Annotated in this window: 19 protein-coding genes and 1 riboswitch; of the genes, 9 read left to right on the top strand and 10 right to left on the bottom strand. The window is 64.7% G+C overall.

Features of this window, described 5'->3' with window-relative positions; all coding sequences use genetic code 11:
- Positions 1-15: 15 nt before the first annotated feature.
- The 3 genes from A6B35_RS11055 (at position 16) to A6B35_RS11045 (ending at position 4,434) form a co-directional block, all read left to right on the top strand.
- Entirely contained in the window at positions 16-981 is a 966-nt protein-coding gene (locus tag A6B35_RS11055) for a sugar-binding transcriptional regulator (protein WP_006201951.1), read from the top strand.
- A gap of 93 nt (positions 982-1,074) precedes the next feature.
- Positions 1,075-3,129 (top strand): bifunctional aldolase/short-chain dehydrogenase, encoded by a 2,055-nt coding sequence (locus A6B35_RS11050; protein WP_065518183.1) that lies wholly within the window; start codon positions 1,075-1,077, stop codon positions 3,127-3,129.
- A 234-nt stretch (positions 3,130-3,363) separates the two neighbouring features.
- A complete protein-coding gene (locus tag A6B35_RS11045; RefSeq protein ID WP_040582702.1) occupies positions 3,364-4,434 on the top strand; it encodes a D-alanine--D-alanine ligase family protein in 1,071 nt (356 codons plus the stop codon).
- A 67-nt stretch (positions 4,435-4,501) separates the two neighbouring features.
- On the opposite strand, the gene A6B35_RS11040 is transcribed toward A6B35_RS11045, so the two are convergent.
- The 3 genes from A6B35_RS11040 to A6B35_RS11030 form a co-directional block, all read right to left on the bottom strand.
- Positions 4,502-5,554 (bottom strand): substrate-binding domain-containing protein, encoded by a 1,053-nt coding sequence (locus tag A6B35_RS11040; RefSeq protein WP_006201955.1) that lies wholly within the window; start codon positions 5,552-5,554, stop codon positions 4,502-4,504.
- Positions 5,555-5,601: 47 nt separating this feature from the next.
- A complete protein-coding gene (locus A6B35_RS11035; protein WP_006201956.1) occupies positions 5,602-6,597 on the bottom strand; it encodes an ABC transporter permease in 996 nt (331 codons plus the stop codon).
- Between the two features lie 66 nt (positions 6,598-6,663).
- Complete coding sequence (locus tag A6B35_RS11030; protein ID WP_006201957.1) at positions 6,664-8,175, bottom strand: sugar ABC transporter ATP-binding protein; 1,512 nt, start codon at positions 8,173-8,175, stop codon at positions 6,664-6,666.
- Positions 8,176-8,311: 136 nt separating this feature from the next.
- Between A6B35_RS11030 and mtnK the strand changes: the two genes are divergently transcribed.
- The 5 genes from mtnK to dhaL all read left to right on the top strand — a co-directional run bounded on the left by mtnK (position 8,312) and on the right by dhaL (position 13,176).
- The gene (mtnK, locus tag A6B35_RS11025; RefSeq protein WP_006201958.1) at positions 8,312-9,583 is read left to right on the top strand and encodes an S-methyl-5-thioribose kinase; all 1,272 of its coding nucleotides are present in this window, start codon (positions 8,312-8,314) and stop codon (positions 9,581-9,583) included.
- Positions 9,580-10,674, top strand: a complete 1,095-nt coding sequence (gene mtnA / locus A6B35_RS11020; RefSeq protein ID WP_006201959.1) for an S-methyl-5-thioribose-1-phosphate isomerase — start codon at positions 9,580-9,582, stop codon at positions 10,672-10,674. The genes mtnK and mtnA overlap by 4 nt, the downstream gene beginning before the upstream one ends.
- Positions 10,675-10,753: 79 nt before the next feature.
- Positions 10,754-10,898: riboswitch (FMN riboswitch) on the top strand.
- Positions 10,899-10,974: 76 nt separating this feature from the next.
- Positions 10,975-11,448: a 6,7-dimethyl-8-ribityllumazine synthase gene (locus A6B35_RS11015; RefSeq protein WP_006201960.1), complete on the top strand. Its 474-nt coding sequence runs from the start codon at positions 10,975-10,977 to the stop codon at positions 11,446-11,448.
- 73 nt (positions 11,449-11,521) lie between these two features.
- Positions 11,522-12,529 (top strand): dihydroxyacetone kinase subunit DhaK, encoded by a 1,008-nt coding sequence (locus A6B35_RS11010; protein ID WP_006201961.1) that lies wholly within the window; start codon positions 11,522-11,524, stop codon positions 12,527-12,529.
- Between the two features lie 8 nt (positions 12,530-12,537).
- Positions 12,538-13,176, top strand: a complete 639-nt coding sequence (gene dhaL / locus A6B35_RS11005; RefSeq protein ID WP_006201962.1) for a dihydroxyacetone kinase subunit DhaL — start codon at positions 12,538-12,540, stop codon at positions 13,174-13,176.
- Here the strand turns inward: dhaL and derI are convergent.
- The 3 genes from derI to A6B35_RS10990 are packed head-to-tail and all read right to left on the bottom strand — an operon-like array spanning position 13,173 to position 15,184.
- Complete coding sequence (gene derI / locus A6B35_RS11000) at positions 13,173-13,616, bottom strand: D-erythrulose-4-phosphate isomerase (RefSeq protein ID WP_006201963.1); 444 nt, start codon at positions 13,614-13,616, stop codon at positions 13,173-13,175. The two genes, dhaL and derI, sit on opposite strands and share 4 nt — an antisense overlap.
- A gap of 26 nt (positions 13,617-13,642) precedes the next feature.
- On the bottom strand, positions 13,643-14,371 hold the full coding sequence (locus A6B35_RS10995; RefSeq protein WP_244425920.1) for a triose-phosphate isomerase: 729 nt from the start codon (positions 14,369-14,371) through the stop codon (positions 13,643-13,645).
- A 42-nt stretch (positions 14,372-14,413) separates the two neighbouring features.
- Complete coding sequence (locus A6B35_RS10990) at positions 14,414-15,184, bottom strand: DeoR/GlpR family DNA-binding transcription regulator (protein ID WP_006201965.1); 771 nt, start codon at positions 15,182-15,184, stop codon at positions 14,414-14,416.
- Between the two features lie 272 nt (positions 15,185-15,456).
- Here A6B35_RS10990 and fba point away from each other — a divergent pair, with 272 nt between their 5' ends.
- Positions 15,457-16,521: a class II fructose-bisphosphate aldolase gene (gene fba / locus A6B35_RS10985; protein ID WP_006201966.1), complete on the top strand. Its 1,065-nt coding sequence runs from the start codon at positions 15,457-15,459 to the stop codon at positions 16,519-16,521.
- A gap of 58 nt (positions 16,522-16,579) precedes the next feature.
- Here fba and A6B35_RS10980 read toward each other — a convergent pair whose 3' ends face one another.
- The 4 genes from A6B35_RS10980 to A6B35_RS10965 form a co-directional block, all read right to left on the bottom strand.
- The gene (locus A6B35_RS10980) at positions 16,580-17,521 is read right to left on the bottom strand and encodes a sugar phosphate isomerase/epimerase family protein (RefSeq protein ID WP_006201967.1); all 942 of its coding nucleotides are present in this window, start codon (positions 17,519-17,521) and stop codon (positions 16,580-16,582) included.
- An 83-nt stretch (positions 17,522-17,604) separates the two neighbouring features.
- On the bottom strand, positions 17,605-18,678 hold the full coding sequence (locus A6B35_RS10975) for a class II aldolase/adducin family protein (protein WP_006201968.1): 1,074 nt from the start codon (positions 18,676-18,678) through the stop codon (positions 17,605-17,607).
- Positions 18,678-20,195: a glycerol-3-phosphate dehydrogenase gene (locus A6B35_RS10970; protein WP_006201969.1), complete on the bottom strand. Its 1,518-nt coding sequence runs from the start codon at positions 20,193-20,195 to the stop codon at positions 18,678-18,680. The genes A6B35_RS10975 and A6B35_RS10970 overlap by 1 nt, the downstream gene beginning before the upstream one ends.
- A gap of 45 nt (positions 20,196-20,240) precedes the next feature.
- Positions 20,241-21,281 (bottom strand): 2-hydroxyacid dehydrogenase, encoded by a 1,041-nt coding sequence (locus A6B35_RS10965; RefSeq protein ID WP_006201970.1) that lies wholly within the window; start codon positions 21,279-21,281, stop codon positions 20,241-20,243.
- Between the last annotated feature and the right edge of the window lie 4 nt (positions 21,282-21,285).

Here is a 21,285-nt window from a genome sequence, read left to right as displayed (position 1 = left end):
AGCCGAGGAGATGGCATGGCGATCCGACCGGCAGAACAGCTTATCCACAAGGCCGCCTGGCTTTACTATGCCCATGGCCTGCGGCAGGACCAGGTCGCCAACCAGCTCAACATTTCGCGCGCTTCGGTCGCCATGTATCTGCGCAAGGCGCGCGAGACCGGCATCGTCAACATCTCGACCTCGACCCAGCTCTTCACCGACGACGTCATGGCGCGCCGGCTCGAGGACGCGCTAAAGCTCGACGCTGTCTGGATCGCGCCGGAAAACGACTATGTCATCGATCCGTCGACCGACATCGCGGTGCTGGCGGCGAGCGTCTTTCTCGAACTGGTCAGGAAGGGCGACCGCATCGGCGTCGCCTGGGGCCGAACCATCTACACCATCGCCGACATCATGTCCTATGCCGACCTGCAGGACGTCACGGTGGTGCAGCTCTGCGGTAATCTCGGCGCGCCCTATTCCTACCGCCCGGACCAGTGCACGATGGAAATCGCGCGCCGGCTCAACGCCAAGGGGCTGAATTTCTACGCGCCGCTGGTGCTGACGACGGAAGCGCTGGCGCATGGCTTGCGCGCCGAGCCGGTGATCCGCGAGCAATTGTCCGGGATAAGCGACTGCGATCTCGCGCTCTATTCGGTCGGCACGGTCGATGCCGACAGCCATGTCGTCAAATGCGGCGCGCTGAGCGTCGGCGAGATGGCTTTACTGCGCGACGCCGGTGCGGCCGGCGTCATCGCTGGGCAAATCATCGACGCCGCCGGCAAGGCGCTCGACTGCAGCTACAATCGCCGCGTCATCTCGGCGGCCCTGTCGTCGCTGCGCCAGATCGAAAAGCGGCTGATGGTGGTGCAGGAGGACAGCAAGTTCGAACCGCTGCTCGCAGCGCTTGCCGGCGGGCTCTGCACGCATCTCGTGGTCGGCGCGCGTATGGCGAAGCGGCTGCTGGAGCACGCGGGAGCTGCGACCGAAAAGGCCTCCTAGACGGACACAATCCTTGCCGCCGGCGCATTGTCATCAAAGCGTCGCGGCATTCCTGTTCACAGCAACCAAAGACAGCAAAGCGGACGAAGTGAAATGAAGAATTTGTGGAATGACGGCGACGCCGAAAAGATGGTTGCCGACTATGCGAAGAAGGGCATCAGCCGCGATCTGGCGCTGCGCGTCTACACGACGCGGCTGCTCGGCGGCGAGCCACGCCTGGTGCTCCACGGCGGCGGCAACACCTCCTGCAAGACCAAGGCCACCGACCTCGTCGGCGACGAGTGGGATGTGCTCTGCGTCAAGGGCAGCGGCTGGGACATGGCCGTGATCGAGCCGCAGGGCCTGCCGGCGGTCAAGATGGGCGCGCTCCTCAAGGCGCGCGCGCTGAACAAACTCGGCGACGAGGACATGGTGGCGTTGCAGCGGGCAAACCTCATCGACCCCGCCTCGCCCAACCCGTCGGTCGAGACGCTGCTGCACGCCTTCCTGCCGCACAAATTCGTCGACCACACGCACTCGACTGCCATTCTTGCCATCGTCGACCAACAGGACAGCGAGCCGCTGGTGCGAAAAGTGTTTGGCGAGAAGATGGGCTACGTGCCCTACATCATGCCGGGATTCGACCTGGCAAATGCGGCGGGCGATGTCTTCGATGCCGACCCGAGCGTCGAAGGCCTGATCCTCGACAAGCACGGCATCTTCACTTTCGGCGACGATGCCAAGCAGGCCTACGACCGGATGATCCATTATGTGAATGTCGCCGAGGACTATGTGGCGCAGAACGGCAAGCCGCGCAGCGAAAAAGCGGCGCTGCCGGCAAGGCTGGCGAAACCGCACGACATCGCGCCAATGCTGCGCGGCGCGGTGGCGGTCTCGCGCGGCGACGGTCGCTTCGACCGCATGATCAGCGACTTCCGCACCTCCGACGCCATCGTCGATTTTATCAACTCGGCCAGGATTGCCGACTATGCCGGACGCGGCGTCTCGACGCCGGACCTGTCGATCCGCATCAAGACCGGGCCGATGGCAGTGCCGGCGCCGGACGGCGACAAGATCGGCGACTACAAATCCATCATCCGCAGCCATGTCGAGACCTTCGCCAAGGATTATCGCGCCTATTTCGAGACCAATGACGCGCTCGACGACGTCAAGCGCACCATGCTCGATCCGATGCCGCGGCTGACGCTGGTGCCCGGCCTCGGCATGTTCGGCCACGGCCGCACGCTGAAGGACGCCAGGATCGCTTCCGATGTCGGCGAGATGTGGATCGAGGCGGTGCGCGGCGCCGAAGCCGTTGGCCATTTCCATCCGCTGTCGAAGGCCGATCTGTTCCCGCTCGAATACTGGTCGCTGGAGCAGGCCAAGCTTGCCTCGAACAAGCCGAAGCCGCTGACCGGCCAGGTGCTGCTGGTCACCGGCGGCGCCGGCGCGATCGGTGCGGCCACGGCCAAGCTGTTCGCCGACAATGGCGCGCACGCCGTCATCGTCGATCTCGATCCGGCGAAGGCCGCGGAAGCGGCCAAGAAGGCCGGCAACGGCTCGATCGGCGTCGGCGCCGACATCACCAATCCGACCGAGCTGCGCGCAGCCTTCGACAAGGCAGTCGCCGTCTTCGGCGGCCTCGACATCCTGGTCTCCAATGCCGGCGCTGCCTGGGAAGGCCGGATCGGCGAGCTTGACGACGCCCTGCTGCGCAAGAGCTTCGAGCTCAATTTCTTCGCCCATCAGTCTGCGGCGCAGAACGCCGTACGCATCATGCTGGAACAGGGCACCGGCGGCGTGCTCCTGTTCAACACCTCCAAGCAGGCGGTCAATCCGGGGCCGAAATTCGGCGCCTACGGCATCCCCAAGGCGGCGACGCTGTTCCTGTCCAGGCAATATGCTCTCGATTACGGCGCGCAAGGCATCCGCTCGAACGCGGTCAATGCCGACCGCATCCGCTCGGGGTTGTTGACCGACGCCATGATCGCCAGCCGCTCGGGCGCGCGCGGCCTGTCGGAGAAGGAATACATGTCCGGCAATCTGCTGGGACAAGAGGTGACGGCCGAGGACGTCGCCCAGGCCTTCCTGCACCAGGCGCTGGCCGAGCGGACCACCGCCGACGTGACGACGGTCGACGGCGGCAACATCGCGGCGGCGCTGCGCTAGGGATGTAAGGACATGCCTTGGAGCGGTTCATTGTTTCACGAAAACGACGAACCGCTCCGTCTCCTGGTCTTGACGCGGTTCCAGACGGAAAACCGTTTTCACACTTTGTGCTGAAAAACTGCTTCAACCGGTCGAAATCCCGCTCCAATCCTTCGCTTATTGCTCAACAGTTTAAGGGGCGCCTTGTGTTTCGCATGGGAGCTCCAACCCTGATCATTGGTGGAGTTGGTCTATATGGCAGCGAAAAGACTTCGTATCGGCGTGCTCTTCGGCGGGCGCTCGGCCGAGCATGACGTGTCCGTACTCTCAGCGACCAATGTCATGGCCGCGCTGGAGCCGGGGAAATACGATGCCGTTCCCGTCTTCGTCACCCGCGACGGGCAATGGCTGCTGAGCAGTTTCGAGGACGGCGAACTGACAACGCCGTCTGTTGGTACGGAGGTCTGCCTGGTGCCTGGCGGGCACGGACGGATGCTGGCGATCCCCGCCAATGGCGCGCCCTACGAATTGCCTGTCATCGACATCTTGTTTCCCGTCCTGCACGGCCTGCATGGCGAGGACGGCGCCGTGCAGGGGCTGGCCGAGGTGGCACGCGTGCCGCTTGCCGGCTGCGGCATCCTTGGCTCGGCCACGGCGCTCGACAAGGACATTGCCAAGCGACTGCTGAAGGCTGCGGGGCTGCCTGTCGCGCGCTCGGTGACGATCGACGAGGGTGCGGCACCTTCCCTCGCCGCGCTGGAAGCCGAACTCGGCCTGCCGCTGTTCATCAAGCCGGCGCGGCAAGGGTCCTCGGTCGGCGTCAGAAAGGTCTCGGCCAGCCAGGAATTCGCCGGGGCGCTCGCCGAAGGTTTTGAGCACGACCGCAAGCTTTTGGCGGAAGAGTTCATTCGTGGTCGCGAGATCGAATGCAGCGTGCTGGAGGACACGGAAGGCGGCCTGTTCGTTTCCCGCCCCGGCGAAATCGTGCCGGCCGAAAGCCACGGCTTCTACAGCTACGATGCCAAATACATTGACAAGGATGGGGCGGCACTGAAGGTGCCTGCCGAACTGCCGCCGGAGATCGAGGCCAGGATCCGCGAGACGGCGGCAAAGGCGTTTCGCGCGGTCGGCTGCGACAGCATGGCCCGCGTCGATTTCTTCGTCACGCCGAACATGGATTTCGTCATCAACGAGCTCAACACCATTCCCGGTTTCACCGACATCAGCATGTATGCCAAGGCGATGGCGGCAAGCGGCGTCAGCTATCCGGAAGTCATCCACCGGCTGGTGGCGCATGGGCTGGCGCGCGCCGGGCGATCGGGCTGAAGAGCGAGAGCTCAAACAAAAAGAGCGGCCCACGAGCCGCTCTTTTCCTCTGCCAATAGGCCAAAGATTACTTGGCGTTCGGGTTCGGCATCCAGGCCGGCATGGCGACGTCGGCATGGGCGAACTGCGGCAGCTTGGCCGACAGGTCCTCCATGTTCTTGATGTCCTTGTCGACCAGGTCTTTCTGGGTGATCAGCGTCGGCGGCACGATGACGTTGTGGCCGGGGTCTTCACCGGCGAGCAGTTGCGCCAGCGCGCGCACCGAGACCTGGCCGACGACGGCCGGGTTGGTGGCCGCGGTGGCCGCCCAGGCACTGTCCGGCTCGCGCATGGCGGCAATGTCGGAGGTCGAGATGTCGGCCGAATAGATCTTGATGTCCTTGTTCATGCCGGCCTCGTCGACGGCGATCTTCACACCCTTGGCGAACTCGTCATAGGGCGCGAACATCACCTTGATGTCGGGATGCGCCGACAGCACCGAGCGCGCCTGGTTGGCGACCGAGTTGGCGATCGGGTTGTCGAGCGTGCCGAACATCGCGACTTCGTTGATGCCGGAAAACTTCTTCTTGACGTCGACCCAGGTCTCGTTGCGGCGGTCGAGCGGCGCGATGCCGGCGACGTAGACATAGCCGGCCTTCCAGCTTTCGCCATTGTCCTTGACCGCCTGTTCGAGCGCGAGGCGCGCCAGGTCGCGGTCTGACTGTTCGATCTGCGGGATCTTGGGGTTTTCGACATTGACGTCGAAGGCGACGACCTTGATGCCGGCATCGACCGCGCGCTGGGCGGCGTCCTTCATCGATTCCGTCAGCCCGTGCTGGATGATGATGCCTTGCACGCCGAGCGCGATGGCCTGGTCGACCATGTCGGCCTGCAGGGCCGCATCCTGGCGGCTGTCGAGCACGCGCAGGTCGACGCCGAGCGCCTTCGACTGTGCCTCGACGCCGGAGAGATAGGCCTGGAAAAAGTCGCCGGTCGAGAGATAGCGCACCAGCGCGATCTTGACGCCGGGCTTGTCGAACGGCGCCGGCTTGTCCGCGGCAAGAGCAGGCGCCTGCATCAGCATCGTGGCACCGGCAAGCCCGAGCGCCAGCTTTCCCAGAAATCTTCTTGTGATCGTCACTTTGTTTCCTCCATTTGTTGAACCCAAAATCTGCCCCGGTCGAAACCCTATCTCTTGCCCCTGCCGGAAAGGGCGAAGGTGAAGACAAGGGCGACAACGAGAACCACGCCCTTGACGAAATCCTGCGTGTAGTAAGGCGCGTTCATCATCGTCAGCCCTTGCAGCAGCACGCCGACGAACACAGCACCGACGGCCGTGCCGAAGGCGTTGGGCTTGGCGGCCCCGAGGACCGCGTAACCGATGAGCGCTGCCGCCACCGCGTCGAGCAGCAGATTATTACCCGAGGCGATGTCGCCGCGTCCAAGCCGGGCAGCGAGCAAAATCCCGCCGATCGAGGCAAAAACTCCCGAAATGACGTAGGCCCAGATTTTGTATGCCTTGACAGGCGCGCCGGCGAGTTCGGCGGCGCGTTCGTTGCTGCCGACGGCATACATCATGCGGCCGAAGCGGGTGTATTCGAGGAAGAACCAGATCAGCACGGCGAGCACGAGCAGCACGACGACCGATACCGGAATGAGGTTCGGGATGAAGAAGTCGAAGCGGTGGCGGCCGAGCGCCAGGAAGGCGTCGGAGAATTTGCCGTTGGCGACCGAGCCGTCGGGCATGGTCATGCCGGTGGCGATCGAGCGTCCCTCGGTCGGGATGCGCTGCAGGCCGACCAGCAGGAACATCATGCCGAGCGTCGCCAGGAGATCCGGCACGCGCATGTAGACGATCAGCCAGCCATTGATGAGACCGACGAGAACGCCGATCAGCAGGCAGGCGACGACCGCGACGACGGCGTTCTGCTCGAGCACCACCATCACATAGGAGGCCGCCATCATGGCGCTGGTGGCGACCGAGCCGATCGACAGGTCGAAGCCGCCGACGACCAGGGTGGCGGTGACACCGAGCGCCAGCACGCCGGTGATGGCGACAGACTGGAAGATGAAGACAGCACTCTGCGGCGAGACGAAACCGTCGGCGGCGACGGCGAAATAAGCGATCAGCCCGAACAGAAGAACGATGAAGCCATAGCGGATGGCATGGTCGCGCAGCATCATCCGGCGCACCCGCGCGCTGCTGTCGTCTTAGCCCAACTCATGCCTGCTCCATTCCATGTCCTTTACTCATGCCGCACTGTGCAGCGGGCCGCCCGCCACTTCGGCGAGCAACCGCTCGAGGTCGATGTCGGCATTCCGGTGCTCGCCGACGATCGTCTGCTCCGACATCACCAGGATGCGGTCGGCCGTCTCCAGCGCCTCGTCGAGCTCGGTGACGAACAGCAGCGTGGCGCGGCCGTCAGCGCTTGCCCGCAGCTTGGCGGCGATATCGCGCCTGGCCGAGATGTCGACGCCCTGGAACGGCTCGTCTAGGATGAACAGTCTTGCCTCCTGCGCCATCCAGCGGGCGACCATCACCTTTTGCTGGTTGCCGCCGGAAAGGGCCGACATCTCGTCCTTCTCGGAGCGGCAGACGATGCCAAGCTCGTCGATCTGGCGGCGGGCGGTGGCACGTTCGATGCGGCGCTTGAGAACACTGAAACGCGACATGCGCCTGTGGAACGGCAGGCTGATGTTTCGCTCGATGTTGAAGCCGCCGACGATGCCGTTTTCGCCGCGGTCCTTGGCGACGAGGAACACGCCGGCCGCGATCGCTTCGCCCGTGGATCCCGGCGCGTAGGGCTTGCCGTTCAACGTCATGGCGCCGGACAGCGGCCTGCGCACGCCGAACAGGGTTTCGGCCAGCGCCGTCTTGCCGACGCCGACGAGACCGGTGACCGCAACGACCTCGCCGGCGCCGAGCGTCAGCGAGATCGGCCGGGCACCCGGCGCGATGCGCAAGCCCTCGACCGTCAGCACGGGGTGCGCCGAATTGCGGGCGACGACGCGGTCGAGATGGATCTTACGGCCGAGCATGGCGTTGACGGCGCCCTCATAGTCGAGCGGCTTCCGGTCGAACACGCCACTGACCACGCCGTCGCGCATCGAGATGATGCGGTCGGCCAGCCGGCGGATATCCGACATGCGGTGCGAGATGTAGAGGATTGCGACGCCCTGCTCGCGCAGCCGGTCGATCAGCGCGAACAGCCGGTCGGCCTCGGCGCTGGACAGCGATGAGGTTGGCTCGTCGAGGATCAGTACTTTCGGCCGGTGCGCCATGGCGCGGGCTATGGCCACCATCTGGCGGTCAGCCAACGACAGGTCGCTGACCCTGGCCTTGAGGTCGATGGCCAGCCCCATGCGGTCGGCGACGGCCTTGGCCTCGCGGCGCACGCGGGCCGGATTGAAGAATGTCGGCACGCCTTTGCCGCTCAGCCTGTCCAGCGTCAGATTGGTGGCGACATCGAGATCGGCGACCACGCCGTCATTGATGTTCTGATGCACGGTGACGACGCCGGCGCGGATGGCTTCGGCGGGGGTCTGCGGATCGAACACCTTGCCGGCGAGTTGCATACTCCCGCTTCCGCGCGAGTAGACCCCGCTGATGATCTTGACCAGGGTGGACTTGCCGGCGCCGTTGGCGCCCATCAGCACGGTGACCTCGCCGGCATGCAGCTCGACCGAGATGCCGCCAAGCACCTCGTTCTGGCCAAAGGATTTCCTCAGGCCGTCCACACGGAACACGGCATCAGCGCCCATTCGTTCCTCCCTGACCGTGACGCTATGGGCTGTATCGGCAATTGTCAACACGATTGACAATTGCCAGATGGCTTCCTAGCTTGGCCCGGCCGCCATGCCTCCGCTATGTTCGGAGCGCATATGCGGGAGGATGACGATGACGCAGAAATTGCCGTTCGAAGCACTATCGGTCGAGACGCTGCCGGCGCGCCTTGGCGCCAACGACGCGCTCACCGCGAAGATCGGCAAGGACACAAGTCGCTGGAAAGTGCGCGAGGTCGGCGACGGCAATCTGAACCTAGTGTTTATCGTCGAAGGCGCGACGGGCGCGGCGGTGGTCAAGCAGGCCCTGCCCTATGTCCGCCTTGTCGGCGACAGCTGGCCGCTGCCCTTGAAGCGCTCCTTCTTCGAATATCATGCGCTGACCAGGCAGGAAGCGCGCGCACCCGGCTCGGTGCCGGCGATCTATCATTTCGACGAAGGCCAGGCGCTGATCATCATGGAGTATCTGTCGCCGCACATCATTCTGCGGCGGGCGCTGATCGAAGGCCGGCAATTGCCGAACATCGCTCGGGATATCGGCCTGTTCATGGCGCGAACCCTGTTCCGCGGCTCCGACCTCTCGATGGCGGCCAAGGATCGCAAGGCCGATCTGGCGCTGTTCGCCGACAATGTCGAACTTTGCGACATCACCGAGAACCTGGTGTTCTCCGACCCCTATTTCGACGCGAAAATGAATCGCCATACCAGCCCGCAGCTCGACAGCCTGGTGGCCGAATTGCGCGCCGACCGCGACCTCAAGGTCGAGGCGCAGCGGCTGAAGCATCTCTTTGCCGCCAATGCCGAGACGCTGCTGCATGGCGATTTGCATTCCGGCTCGATCATGGTCACCGACCAGGAAACCCGGATGATCGATCCGGAGTTCGCCTTCTACGGCCCGATGGCCTTCGACGTCGGCATGCTGCTTGCCAATTTCTGGATGTCCTTCTTCTCGCAAAGCGGCCATGAGCAGAACGGCAAGCGCGACGCCATGCGCGCCTATCTGCTCGATGTCGTCGTCGAGACATGGGCCGTGTTCCGCACCGAATTCTCGCATCTATGGCGGACCGAGCGCAGTGGCATGCTCTACCAGAAGAGCCTGTTCGAGGATCAGGGTGACCGGCTCGGCGCCGAACAGGCGCTCGACCATGTGCAGCATTCGATCTGGACCGACCTTCTGGGTTTTGCCGGCATCGAGGTGCACCGGCGCATCCTCGGTCTCGCCCACAATGCCGATTTCGAGACCATTGCCGACGAAGACATGCGCGCCAGATGTGAGGCAAAGGCGCTGAAGTTCGGCCGTCACCTCGCCGTCAACCGGCGCCAGATCCACAGCATCGACGAGGTCAACACTCTGGCCGCGCTGATCGAACGGGAGAACAGCATTTGAACGTCGGCGAGCGCCATTACCGCACCATCTGGCTGAGCGACGACAAGCGTTCGGTCGAGATCATCGACCAGCGCTGGCTGCCGCATGATTTCCGCGTCGAAAAGATCGGCAGCGTTGCCGGCATCGCCACCGCCATCCGCGACATGTGGGTGCGCGGCGCGCCGCTGATCGGCGTCACCGCCGCCTATGGCGTCGCCATCCAGATGACTGAGGACCCGTCGGATGCGGCGCTCGATGCCGTCTGGGAGATCTTGCACGAGACACGCCCGACAGCGATCAACCTGCGCTGGGCGCTCGACGAAATGCGGCGCTTCCTCAAGCCGCTGCCGGCAGAACAACGCGCCGAGGCAGCCTACCGCCGCGCCGCCGAGATCGCCGACGAGGATGTCGGGCTGAACCGCGCCATCGGCGAGAACGGGCTTGAGATCATCAAGGCGATCGCGGGGCGCAAGCAGAAGGGCGAAACCGTCAACATCCTGACCCACTGCAATGCCGGCTGGCTGGCAACCGTCGATTACGGCACCGCCACGGCGCCGATCTATCTGGCGACCGAGGCCGGCATTCCCGTCCATGTCTATGTCGACGAGACGCGGCCGCGCAACCAGGGCGCCCAGCTGACCGCCTGGGAGATGGCCGGCCACGGCGTGCCGCACACGCTGATCGTCGACAATGCCGGCGGCCATCTGATGCAGCGCGGCCAGATCGACATGGTCATCGTCGGCACCGACCGCACGACTGCCAGTGGTGACGTCTGCAACAAGATCGGCACCTATCTCAAGGCGCTTGCCGCCGCAGACAACGACGTGCCGTTCTATGTCGCACTGCCCTCCCCGACCATCGACTGGACGGTTGGCGACGGTCTCGCCGAAATCCCGATCGAGGAGCGCTCCGGCGACGAGGTGTCGCTGGTCTGGGGCAAGACCGCGTCCGGCGATATCGCCCAGGTGCGTGTCTCACCGGAAGCGACGCCGGCGGCAAACCCCGCCTTCGACGTGACGCCCGCGCGGCTGGTCACCGGCCTGATCACCGAACGCGGCATCGCCAAGGCCTCGCGCGAAGGGTTGAAGGCGATGTTCCCCGAGCGCGGCTGATTGGCAGATGGAACGGATCGTTGTTCCAACACTTGTCGGCGATTGACAGCAACGCACTGCCCTTCCATACAAATGCCGTCAATGTTCTCAGGGCGGGGTGAAAGTCCCCACCGGCGGTAAGGGTTTCGACCCAAGCCCGCGAGCGCCTCCCGGTAACAGGAGGGTCAGCAGATCCGGTGTGATTCCGGAGCCGACGGTCACAGTCCGGATGGAAGAGAACGAACGGAAGACGGCCGCTTGCGCGGTCCGGATTTTCGTATCGTGCGTCCTGATTCTGGTTCGAAACGGAAGGATGGACCCATGAATCAGCATTCCCCAAAAGACTATGAAATCGCTCGCGTTGCCGTCATTCGCGCACGCTGGCATGCCGACATCGTCGACCAGTGCGTGGCGGCGTTCGAGGCCGAGCTTGCCGTTCTCGGCGGCGGCCGCTTTGCCGTCGATGTGTTCGACGTGCCGGGTGCCTACGAGATTCCACTGCATGCCAAGACTTTGGCCGGGACCGGCCGCTATGTCGCGATCCTCGGCACCGCCTTCGTCGTCAATGGCGGCATCTACCGGCACGATTTCGTCGCCGGCGCCGTCATCGACGGCATGATGAATGTGCAGCTGGCGACCGGCGTGCCGGTGCTCTCGGCGGTGCTGACGCCCCACAATTATCACGACAGCGCCGAACATCACCGCTTCTTCTTCGAGCACTTTCAGGTGAAGGGCAAAGAGGCGGCCAAGGCCTGCGTCGAGATTCTCGCCGCGCGGGAACAGATCGCGGCTTGAAGCGCCCTTGCCGGGTGGCAATCCCGGCAACACCCGGTAATATCTGGGAAAATACCGAGGCGGGAGGATTCCGGTGCAGACCAAGAAGATCATCAATGACGGCAACCGCTCCGTCGACGAGATGCTCGAAGGGATCCTCGCCGCGCATCCTCGCCACCTCAAGAGCGTGGACGGCAGCCCGCGCTCGATCGTCGCTCGTGACGGTCCACGGCCCGGCAAGGTCGGCCTCGTCATCGGCGGCGGCTCGGGCCATGAGCCGACCTTTCTCGGCTTTGTCGGCAAGGGGCTGGCGGATGCCGCAGCCATCGGCAACGTCTTTGCCTCGCCGCCGCCGGACCCGATCCTCGAATGCGCCAAGGCGGTGAGCGGCGGCGCCGGCGTGCTGTTCATGTATGGCAACTATGCCGGCGACGTGATGAATTTCGACATGGCTGCCGAGATGGCTGATATGGACGACATCGACGTGCGCACGGTGCTGACCACCGACGACGTCGCGTCCGCGCCGCGCGACCAGCGCGACAAACGGCGCGGCGTCGCCGGCAATTTCTTCATCTTCAAGGCGGCTGGTGCGGCCTGCGACCGGATGCTCTCCTTCGACGAAGTCGAGCGCATCGCCAGGAAGGCCAACGACCACACCTTCACCATGGGCGTGGCGCTGTCGCCCTGCTCGCTGCCGCAAACGCGGCGGCCGAATTTCGAGATCGGCGCCGACGAGATGGAGATCGGCATGGGCATCCATGGCGAGCCGGGCATCGCGCGCGGCAAGCTCAGGACGGCCGACGAGATCACCGACGAGATGCTGGACAGGATCCTTGCCGAGATGGCGCCGTCGCGCGGCGACAAGGTCGCCGTGCTCGTCAACTCGCTCGGCTCGACGCCGCTGATGGAGCTCTACATCATGAACCGGCGCGTCAAGCAGCGGCTCGACGACATCGGTGTTGCCATCCATGCGACCTGGGTCGGCAATTACTGCACCTCGCTCGAAATGGCCGGCGCTTCGGTGACCCTGGAGCATCTCGACGGCGAGCTGCAGACGATGCTCGACCACCCTTGCGACTGCGCCATGTTCCGCGCCGGCTGAGGCACACCATGACAGCCATCGACACGGCCCGGCTGAAGCAGATGTTCGATGCCATCGCGGTGGCGATCGAGGCTGACAAGGACCGGCTCTGCCAGCTCGACGGCGTCATCGGCGACGCCGACCACGGCATCGCCATGGAGCTTGGCTTCAATGCGGTACGCGATGCGTTGGCGCCGCTCGACCTCGCTGCGGTTGAACCGACAGCGCTGCTCAATACTGCGGCAAAATCCTTCCTCAATGCCGTCGGCGCGTCGTCGGGCCCGCTCTATGCGACGGCGTTCATGCGCGCTGCTGCCGCCGTCAAGGGCAAGGCGGCACTGGAGGGTGCCGACGTCATCGCGCTGTTCCAGGCGATGGCGCAAGGCATCAAGGATCGCGGCAAGGCCGAGATCGGCGAAAAGACGATGATCGACGCCTGGCAGCCGGCGGCCGAAGCGGCGGCCGCCGCGCATGCCGCCGGCAAGTCCCTGGCTGAAAGCCTCGACGCCGCGCTTGCTGCGGCCGAGCGTGGTGCGGAAGCGACCAAGGACATGATCGCCGCCAAGGGCCGCTCCTCCCGGCTCGGCGAGCGCTCGCTCGGGCATATCGATCCGGGTGCGGCGTCGGCGGTCACCGTTATCGCCGCGATGCGAAAGAGCCTGACCTAAGCCTGTTTCGCATCGTCCAGGCGATTGATGGCCTGGACGTTGCCGGCCGACGGGCCCTTCTCGTCGAACTCGGATGCGAGCCAGGTGTCGACGATCGCCTTGGCCAGTTCCGGGCCGATGACGCGCGCGCCCATGGTGATGATCTGAGCGTTGTTGGATTTCGCCGCGCGCTCGGCCGAATAGGTGTCGTGGGTGAGTGCGGCGCGGATGCCCGGCACCTTGTTGGCCGAGATCGACACGCCAATGCCGGTGCCGCAAAACAGGATGCCGCGATCGTTCTCACCATCGACGATCGTCTGCGCCAGTTTTTGCGACAGGTCGGCATAGTAGCCGGCCTGGCTGAGATCGCTAACCGTAAGGCCGGATTTGGTGGCGAGATGGGCCGCGATGACGTCGAGCAGCGGCTTGCCGGCGCTATCGGCTCCAATGGCTATTTTCATTTTCTTGTCCTTTCTGTTCGATGGATTCAGATCGCCGCCGAGGCGCGCTGGAGGATGTCGATGTAGCCGTCCGCCTGCCAGGCCGAGCGGCCGATGAACAGGCCGTCGACATTGGGCTGGCCGATCAGCTCGGCGGCATTTTGCGGATTGACGCTGCCGCCATAGAGAACCGGCGGTACCGAAGGCAAAAGACTGCCGGCCACCTCCTTGATCAGCGCCTGCTGCCTGTCGGCATAGTCGGAGCTGGCCGGAATGCCCTTGTCGCCGATCGCCCAGACCGGCTCATAGGCGAACAGGATCTTTGCGCCCTTTGCCTCGCCGTCGAGAAACTGCAGCGCGCCTTGCACCTGCGCGGTCAGCACGGCATCGGCCCTGCCGCCTTCGCGCTCGGCAAGCGTTTCGCCGACGCAGATCAGCGGCACCAGCCCGTGCTTGACCGCCGCCGCCGTTTTCAGGCCAACGGCATGGTCGGTCTCGCCGAAATGCTCGCGCCGTTCGCTGTGGCCAAGCTCGACCAGATCGAGCCCGCAATCGGTCAGCATCAGCGGAGAGATCTCGCCGGTCCAGGCGCCGGCATCGGCCCAATGCATGTTCTGCGCGCCGACCTTGATGCGCGTCGACGACAACGCAGCTTTGACCTCGCGCGCCGCCGTGAACGGCGGAATGACGAAGGGCTGGATGCGCTCGTCGAAACCCGGCACGAAGCCGGCTAGCGCTCGCGCGAAGTCGAGCGCCTCGGCGAGCGTCTTGTTCATCTTCCAGCTTGTACCGACCCAGTAGACCACGCGTACTGCTCCCTAATCCTTGTTGCCAACCACCGTCAGCGAAACGCCCGCGCCATCCAGCGCTTCGCGCACCTGCGGTTCCAGCTCGCGACCGGTGAAGACGGTGTCGAACGCCCTGAGATCGGTCAGGAAATGCAGCGCAGTGCGACCGAACTTGCCGTGATCGACCAGCAGGTATTTGCGCGCCGCGACGGCCATCATCGTGCGCTTGGTCTGCACCACTTCCTGGTCCTGGTGGAAGGCCGAGGCGCCATGGATGGCGGACGACGACAGGAAGGCGACATCGGCGCGCAGCGACTTCAGCATGTCCTCGGTGAGCAGGCCGAAGAAGCCATGGAACTTCTTGCTGTACTGGCCGCCGAGCGCGATCAGCGTAATGCCGCCAACGCCGGCCAGTTCCTGGATGACGGCCAGATTGTTGGAGATCACCGTCAGCGGGCGAAGATCGGCGAGGCGACCGGCAATGCCGCCCGCCGTCGAGCCGTCATCGATGATCACGGTCTGGCCCGGCTCGATCATCGCCACCGCTGCGGCCGCCAGGCGCTGTTTCTCCTCGGCCGCCTGCTTCTGCCGGTAGCGGAAATCGCTCTCGAACAGGCCGCTCGGCTGGATCGAGGCGCCGCCGCGCACCTTGCGCAGGAAGCCGCTTTCCTCCAGCTCGTCCAGATCGCGATGCACGGTCATCTTCGAAACGCCGAAGCGCGAGGCAAGGTCGTCGACCGACGCCGTACCGGCGTCCATCAGAAAATCCATGATGCCCTGGCGGCGGCCGTCGCTCTTCATCCCGGCGCTTTCTCGCGCAACAAGCTGCGCGTTCAATCACTATCAGACATATAACGCCCGAAATGCGTGTTTGCATCAAAATTTTTGTGATAATGTTATATTTCTATGGGATATCCTTTCCGCCGATGATCGCGATCCTGTAACAAGAATTGCTCCCTGCGACGCGCCGGACTGTTGCGGTCCGGCGGAAATCCGGCCAGAAGCATCGACGGGCTGGACGACGGTCGACCAGCCAGCAACCGAATTCGAAACCAGACACGGGAGACTATTGGGTGGCTCGCATCACATTGAGACAATTGCTCGACCATGCCGCCGAACACGGCTATGGCGTGCCGGCCTTCAACATGAACAACATGGAACAGGGCCTTGCCATCATGGAGGCCGCCGAGGAGACCAAGTCGCCGGTCATCTTGCAGGCGAGCCGCGGCGCGCGCGCCTATGCCAATGACGTGGTGCTGGCCAAGCTGATCGACGCGCTGGTCGAAATCCACCCCGACATCCCGGTCTGCATGCATCTCGACCACGGCAACAACGAAGCCACCTGCGTCACCGCGATCCAGTACGGCTTCACCTCGGTGATGATGGACGGTTCGCTGAAGGAGGACGGCAAATCGCCGGCCGACTATGACTACAATTCCGGCATCACCAAGCGTGTCGTCGACATGGCGCATTGGGGCGGCGTGTCGGTGGAAGGCGAGATCGGCGTGCTGGGGTCGCTCGAGAGCGGCGGCGGCGAGCAGGAAGACGGCCACGGCGTCGAAGGGGCTATCAGCCACGACCAGTTGCTGACCGATCCCGAACAGGCGGTGCAGTTCGTCAAGGACACGCATGTCGATGCGCTGGCGGTCGCCATGGGCACCAGCCACGGCGCCTACAAGTTCAGCCGCAAGCCTGATGGCGCGGTGCTGGCCATGAACGTGATCGAGGAGATCCACCGCCGCCTGCCAAACATGCATCTGGTCATGCACGGCTCGTCCTCGGTGCCGGAGGATCTGCAGGAAATCATCAACAAGTATGGCGGCCAGATGAAGCCGACCTGGGGCGTGCCGGTGGAAGAGATCCAGCGCGGCATCAAACACGGCGTGCGCAAGATCAATATCGACACCGACAACCGCATGGCGCTGACCGGCGCGATCCGCAAGGTTCTGACCGAGAACCCCTCGGAGTTCGACCCGCGCAAATATCTGACGCCGGCCATGGCTGCCATGCGCAAGCTTTGCAAAGAGCGCTTCGAGCAGTTCGGCACCGCCGGCAATGCCCAGAAGATCAAGCCGCTGCCGGTCGCCGAAATGGCCAAGCGCTATAAGTCGGGCAGCCTCGACCCGAAGTTCGGCTGAGTTCTATCTGACCGGAATGACCGGTGCAAAGGGCGGGGTCCGATCGACTCCCGCCCTTTCATTTTGCCCGCGGCGACAGGTCCGCCCTGCCGGCGTCGATGAAAGGCGTCCAGTAGTCGACCGATTCACGGATCATGGCGACGACCTGATGGTCGACCGGCTCGCGCTCGCGGAACGACAATTCGAGGCAGATCTCGTTGTCGGTGCCGCCGCCGCGCCGCACCGTCTCCAGGAATTTCTCCGGCGTGATGCGGCCGTCCTTGTTGTAGGCGGCGGTGAACGGCCAGTGGCCGCCCTTGTTCATCGACGATTGCTTGATGTGGATGATCGGCGACTCCTTGGGAAATGCCTCGGCCCAGGCATAGGGGTCGATGTCGGCCGGATTGCTCGAGGTCACGTCGCCATGGTCGATGTCGACCATCATCTTGAGCGGAATGGCCATGCCGGCCGCCTCGATCTCCTGGTGCAGCGCCCGGCAGCTCTCGATCGTGTGGCCGAATTCGCGGCCGACCGACATCGGCTCCCAGAACAAATAGGTCAGCCCGGCGGCCTTGGCGTGGTCGGCGACCTCGCGCCAGCATTCGAGCGCGATGTCGAGAAGCTTCGCGCGGCGCTCGGGATCGTCATAATCCTGGTGGGTGAAGATGGCGAACTGCGTGCCGATGCCGCTGGCGCCGAGCTCGGCCGAGATGTCGGCGAAGGTCTTGAACCAGTCGACATAGTAGCGGCGCACATCGGCGTCGGGATGACCGAAATGGTTGAGCCGGCCATAGGGGCCGGTCATGCCCGATGTGATGCGCACGCCCGTCCGATCCAGCGCCGACCGGAACAGGCGGATAAACTTGGCGATCGTCGCCGGCGGCCAGCCCGGATTGACGAATTCATGCGTCAGCTGAACGTCCCTGATGCCGATGCCATAGGCGATCGCGTCGATCAGATCGTCCGGATCGGCAAAGCGGTTGACCAGCGGATTGGTGTTGAGGGACAGCGTAAAGGCCAAATTCGAAACTCCTGTTCAGGCCTGCCGGGTATCGTGCTTGACGGCACGATCATCCGGACCGCCACCATCGAGGCCGAGCGCCGTCATTGCAACGTGGCGGCGCTGCGGCGGTTGAGTTCCTGGCGGTATTTCTCGGCGTCCCAGTTCAAGAGCTCGGCATTCTGCTCGAGGCTCAGATAGTTGACGCGCGCCGCAGGATCGATGCGCGCCGCGACATCGGCAAGGCAGCGCGCCATCGCCTCGGCGCCGGCATTGGCATCCCTGCGCATCAGGATGCCCTTGCCGGGAAAGAGGATGGAAGCCGGGGCCGGCTGCCCGGCGCCCGTTGTCCTGGCCACGACGGCGGCGGCATTCTCGTTCGGACCGGCGATCACCGATCCGGCGCCGAGGAAGATGACATGGTCCGGATAGAGGCTGCCGGATGCGGCGATGCGACAACTGGCGAGATCGGTGGCGGCGGCATGCGCCTCGACCGCGACGGGAAGCCGGTAGCCGCTGCCCATGGCGAGCCTGATCAGCGCGTCGACATCGGGCGGTGGTGCCGCGCGCGGCGGGCGGGCGAGCAGGCCGGTGACGCGCCTGAGCAGCAGGCTCGCCTCGGCAACCGTGTCGGCGGCGACGACCAGCCCGTGATTGCCAAGCACCAGCACATTGGTGCGAGGCTGCAGCCGCTCCGCAATCCCCTGCGCCAGCGGCAGCCCCGGCCGGCGATAGGGCACGAAGGCCCAGTCGAGCCCGCGCAGACGTTCTTCAAGCAGCGCCTCCGCATTGGCCTGCACGGCGATCGCGATCGTCTCGACGCAATGGACGTGGACGACGATCTTCTGCGGCAGCAAGGCATGCACCGTGGTCTCGATCGAAGGCCGCAACCGGTGCGGGTTGAGATCCGCCGGTGTGAATTGATCGGCCTTCTCGGCTGCCGGGCTCTTGCGCGCCACCGCATCGAGCAAGGGGGCCAGTTCCACCGGTACCATGATGTCGGTGGTGGCCGCGTTCATCAGCCAGGTGCCGGACGCCTTGATCCACAGCAGGCCGGCCTCCTTGAGCGAGGTGTTACCGCCGGCGCCCTGGACCAGCAGCGGGTCGGCGCCGACGCTGGCCGACAGCGCGCGCAGCGCCTCCAACTCGGCGGCATCGTGATCAATGTTAGAAGCCATCAGCCGGCCTTCGCCAATTGGTTCGCGCACCAGTCCTCGAAGGCGGCTCGCTCAGCGGCGCTGAGATGCAGGCCGTGCTTGGTGCGCCGGTCGAGAATGTCGGCCGCCGTCAGCGCCCATTCGTGGGCGAAGAGGTAGCTCGCCTCGCGCTCGAAAAAATCCTTGCCGAAAGGCCGCCCGAGGTCGGCGAGCGAGCCGGCGGCGCCGACCAGCGCGCGGGTACGCGTGCCGTAGAGCCGGCCGTAATGCTTGACCAGCGAAGCTGGCATCCACGGATAGTCGCGGCCGAGATCGCCGAGGAACTGTTCGAAGTCGGCATTGGCGATGTCGCCGCCCGGCAGATGCGCCTTTGCCGTCCACGCCTTGCCCATCTTCGGGAAGAATGGCTGGATCCGGTCCAGCGCATGCTCGGCCAGCTTGCGGAAGGTGGTGATCTTGCCGCCGAAGACGGAAAGCAGCGGCGCCTGGCCCGCCGATGCGTCGAGCTCGAAGATGTAGTCGCGGGTCACCGCGCTCGGATTGTCGGCGTTGTCATCGTAAAGCGGCCTGACGCCCGAGAACGAATAGACGACCTCGCTGCGCGCAAGGCCGCGCTTGAAGTAGCGGTTGACGACCTTGATCAGGTAGTCGATCTCGCTCTCCTCCGCTGTCACGTCCTCGGGCCGCCCGTCATAGGGAATGTCGGTGGTGCCGATCAGGGCCAGATCGTTCTGGTAGGGGTTGATGAAGATCACCCGTTTGTCGTTGTTCTGGACCAGATAGGCCTGCCGGCCCTCCCAGAATTTCGGCACGACGATGTGGCTGCCCTTGACCAGCCGCACATTGCGCTTGGAGTTCTGGCCGGCGACGCGGTTGACGATATCGTTGACCCAGGGGCCGGCGGCGTTGATCAGCGCCCGAGCCCTGACCGTGGTTCTGACGCCGGTCCTGCCGTCGCGCATTTCCACCGACCACAGGCCGTTCTCGCGGCGGGCAGCAGTGCAGGCGGTGCGGGTGAAGACCTTCGCGCCCCGCTCGGCGGCGTCGAGCGCATTGATGACGACGAGGCGGGCATCGTCGACCCAGCAGTCGGAATATTCGAAGCCGCGCCTGAAGGCGTCCTTGATCGGCGCGCCTTCGGGCGCGGTGCGCAGGTTCAGCGTGCGGGTGGCCGGCAGCCGCTTGCGGCCGCCGAGATGGTCGTAGAGGAACAGGCCGAGCCGCACCAGCCAGGCCGGCCTGTCGTCGGGGCTGTGCGGCAGCACGAAGCGCATCGGCCAGATAATGTGGGGCGCAGATTCCAGCAGCACCTCGCGCTCGATCAGCGCCTCGCGCACCAGGCGGAACTCGTAATATTCGAGATAGCGCAACCCGCCATGGACAAGCTTGCCCGAGCGCGAGCTGGTGCCTTCGGCCAGATCGTCCTTTTCGCACAGGATGACGGACAGGCCGCGGCCGGCGGCGTCGCGCGTGATGCCGGCGCCGTTGACGCCGCCGCCGATGACGAAGAGGTCGACGATTTCGCTGTCGCCGCTCATCGCGCCAGACCTTCGCTGCAGACTGTCCGTTTCATGGCGGCGGCCTTAGCACGGATTGACCGGCGGCAGACCGGCGATGAAGCGACGCACCTCCTCGGCCGCCTGCTCGGCGGCGTAGGTGACGGTGCGCACCGAGGCGCCGGCGATATGCGGCGTCAGCGTCACGTTGGGCAGTTGCAGCAGCGGCCAGTCCGACGGTACCGGCTCGACCGCGAAGGTCTCCAGCATGGCGCTGGCGATGTGACCGGACACCAGCGCATCGTAGAGCGCGTCATAGTCGACCAGCGGGCCGCGCGCGGTGTTGATGAAGATCACGCCGGGCTTCATCCGGGCCATGGTGTCCATGTTGATCAGCCCGCGGGTTTCCGCCGTCACCCGCGAATGCAGCGTGACCACGTCGGAGCGAGCGAGAAGATCGTCCAGGGCGACCAGCTCGACGCCGGCATTGCGGTCGTCCGCGCTCAGCTGCACATAGGGATCGGAGACCAGGATGCGGCAGCCGAAGGCGCGCAGCAGGCGCACTACCTTCGTGCCTATATTGCCGTAGCCGATGACGCCGACGGTCATTTCGCTGAGCTCGCGGCCGGTGCGGTCGGCGCGGTAGAGATCGCCCCGCCATTCGCCCTTCCGCAAGGCTTCGTGGCCGACGCGGATCAGCCTTGTCTCGGCAAGGATGGCGCCGATAGTGAACTCGGCGACCGCGCTGGCATTGCGTCCCGGCACGTTGACGACGGTGATGCCATGCGTTTTCGCAGCCGCCATGTCGATGTTGATCGGACCGCCACGCGACACCGCGACCAGTCTGAGCGCCGGCAGGCGCCGCATCATGGCGTCGGAGAGCGGCGACAGCTGGGTGACGAAGATCTCGGCGTCGCCGATGAAATCGACCACCTCGTCCGGATTGCCGAAATACTCCTTGACCTTGTCGAGGCCGAGAGCCGGATTGCCGAACTCCATCGGCTCGTCGGGCCAGGCCATTTCGAGCGTGCGGATATCGAGGCTGTTGCCGCAGGCCTTCTCGATCTCCGACCGGAACACGTCCGGAAGCATGAAACGGTCGCCGATGATCGCTATTTTCTTCTGCATGCTC

Source organism: Mesorhizobium amorphae CCNWGS0123, from assembly GCF_001686985.1.
Taxonomy (GTDB): Bacteria; Pseudomonadota; Alphaproteobacteria; order Rhizobiales; family Rhizobiaceae; genus Mesorhizobium; species Mesorhizobium amorphae.
Note: the sequence above shows the minus strand (reverse complement) of the source record. Positions and strands in the feature narration are given on the sequence as shown.

Coding starts and splice junctions, on each gene's coding strand:
- A6B35_RS11055 (WP_006201951.1), top strand. CDS start 16: ATGGCGATCCGACCGGCAGAACAGCTTATCCACAAGGCCGCCTGGCTT.
- A6B35_RS11050 (WP_065518183.1), top strand. CDS start 1,075: ATGAAGAATTTGTGGAATGACGGCGACGCCGAAAAGATGGTTGCCGAC.
- A6B35_RS11045 (WP_040582702.1), top strand. CDS start 3,364: ATGGCAGCGAAAAGACTTCGTATCGGCGTGCTCTTCGGCGGGCGCTCG.
- A6B35_RS11035 (WP_006201956.1), bottom strand. CDS start 6,597: ATGATGCTGCGCGACCATGCCATCCGCTATGGCTTCATCGTTCTTCTG.
- A6B35_RS11030 (WP_006201957.1), bottom strand. CDS start 8,175: ATGGGCGCTGATGCCGTGTTCCGTGTGGACGGCCTGAGGAAATCCTTT.
- mtnK (WP_006201958.1), top strand. CDS start 8,312: ATGACGCAGAAATTGCCGTTCGAAGCACTATCGGTCGAGACGCTGCCG.
- A6B35_RS11015 (WP_006201960.1), top strand. CDS start 10,975: ATGAATCAGCATTCCCCAAAAGACTATGAAATCGCTCGCGTTGCCGTC.
- dhaL (WP_006201962.1), top strand. CDS start 12,538: ATGACAGCCATCGACACGGCCCGGCTGAAGCAGATGTTCGATGCCATC.
- derI (WP_006201963.1), bottom strand. CDS start 13,616: ATGAAAATAGCCATTGGAGCCGATAGCGCCGGCAAGCCGCTGCTCGAC.
- A6B35_RS10995 (WP_244425920.1), bottom strand. CDS start 14,371: ATGAACAAGACGCTCGCCGAGGCGCTCGACTTCGCGCGAGCGCTAGCC.
- A6B35_RS10990 (WP_006201965.1), bottom strand. CDS start 15,184: ATGAAGAGCGACGGCCGCCGCCAGGGCATCATGGATTTTCTGATGGAC.
- A6B35_RS10975 (WP_006201968.1), bottom strand. CDS start 18,678: ATGGCTTCTAACATTGATCACGATGCCGCCGAGTTGGAGGCGCTGCGC.
- A6B35_RS10970 (WP_006201969.1), bottom strand. CDS start 20,195: ATGAGCGGCGACAGCGAAATCGTCGACCTCTTCGTCATCGGCGGCGGC.
- A6B35_RS10965 (WP_006201970.1), bottom strand. CDS start 21,281: ATGCAGAAGAAAATAGCGATCATCGGCGACCGTTTCATGCTTCCGGAC.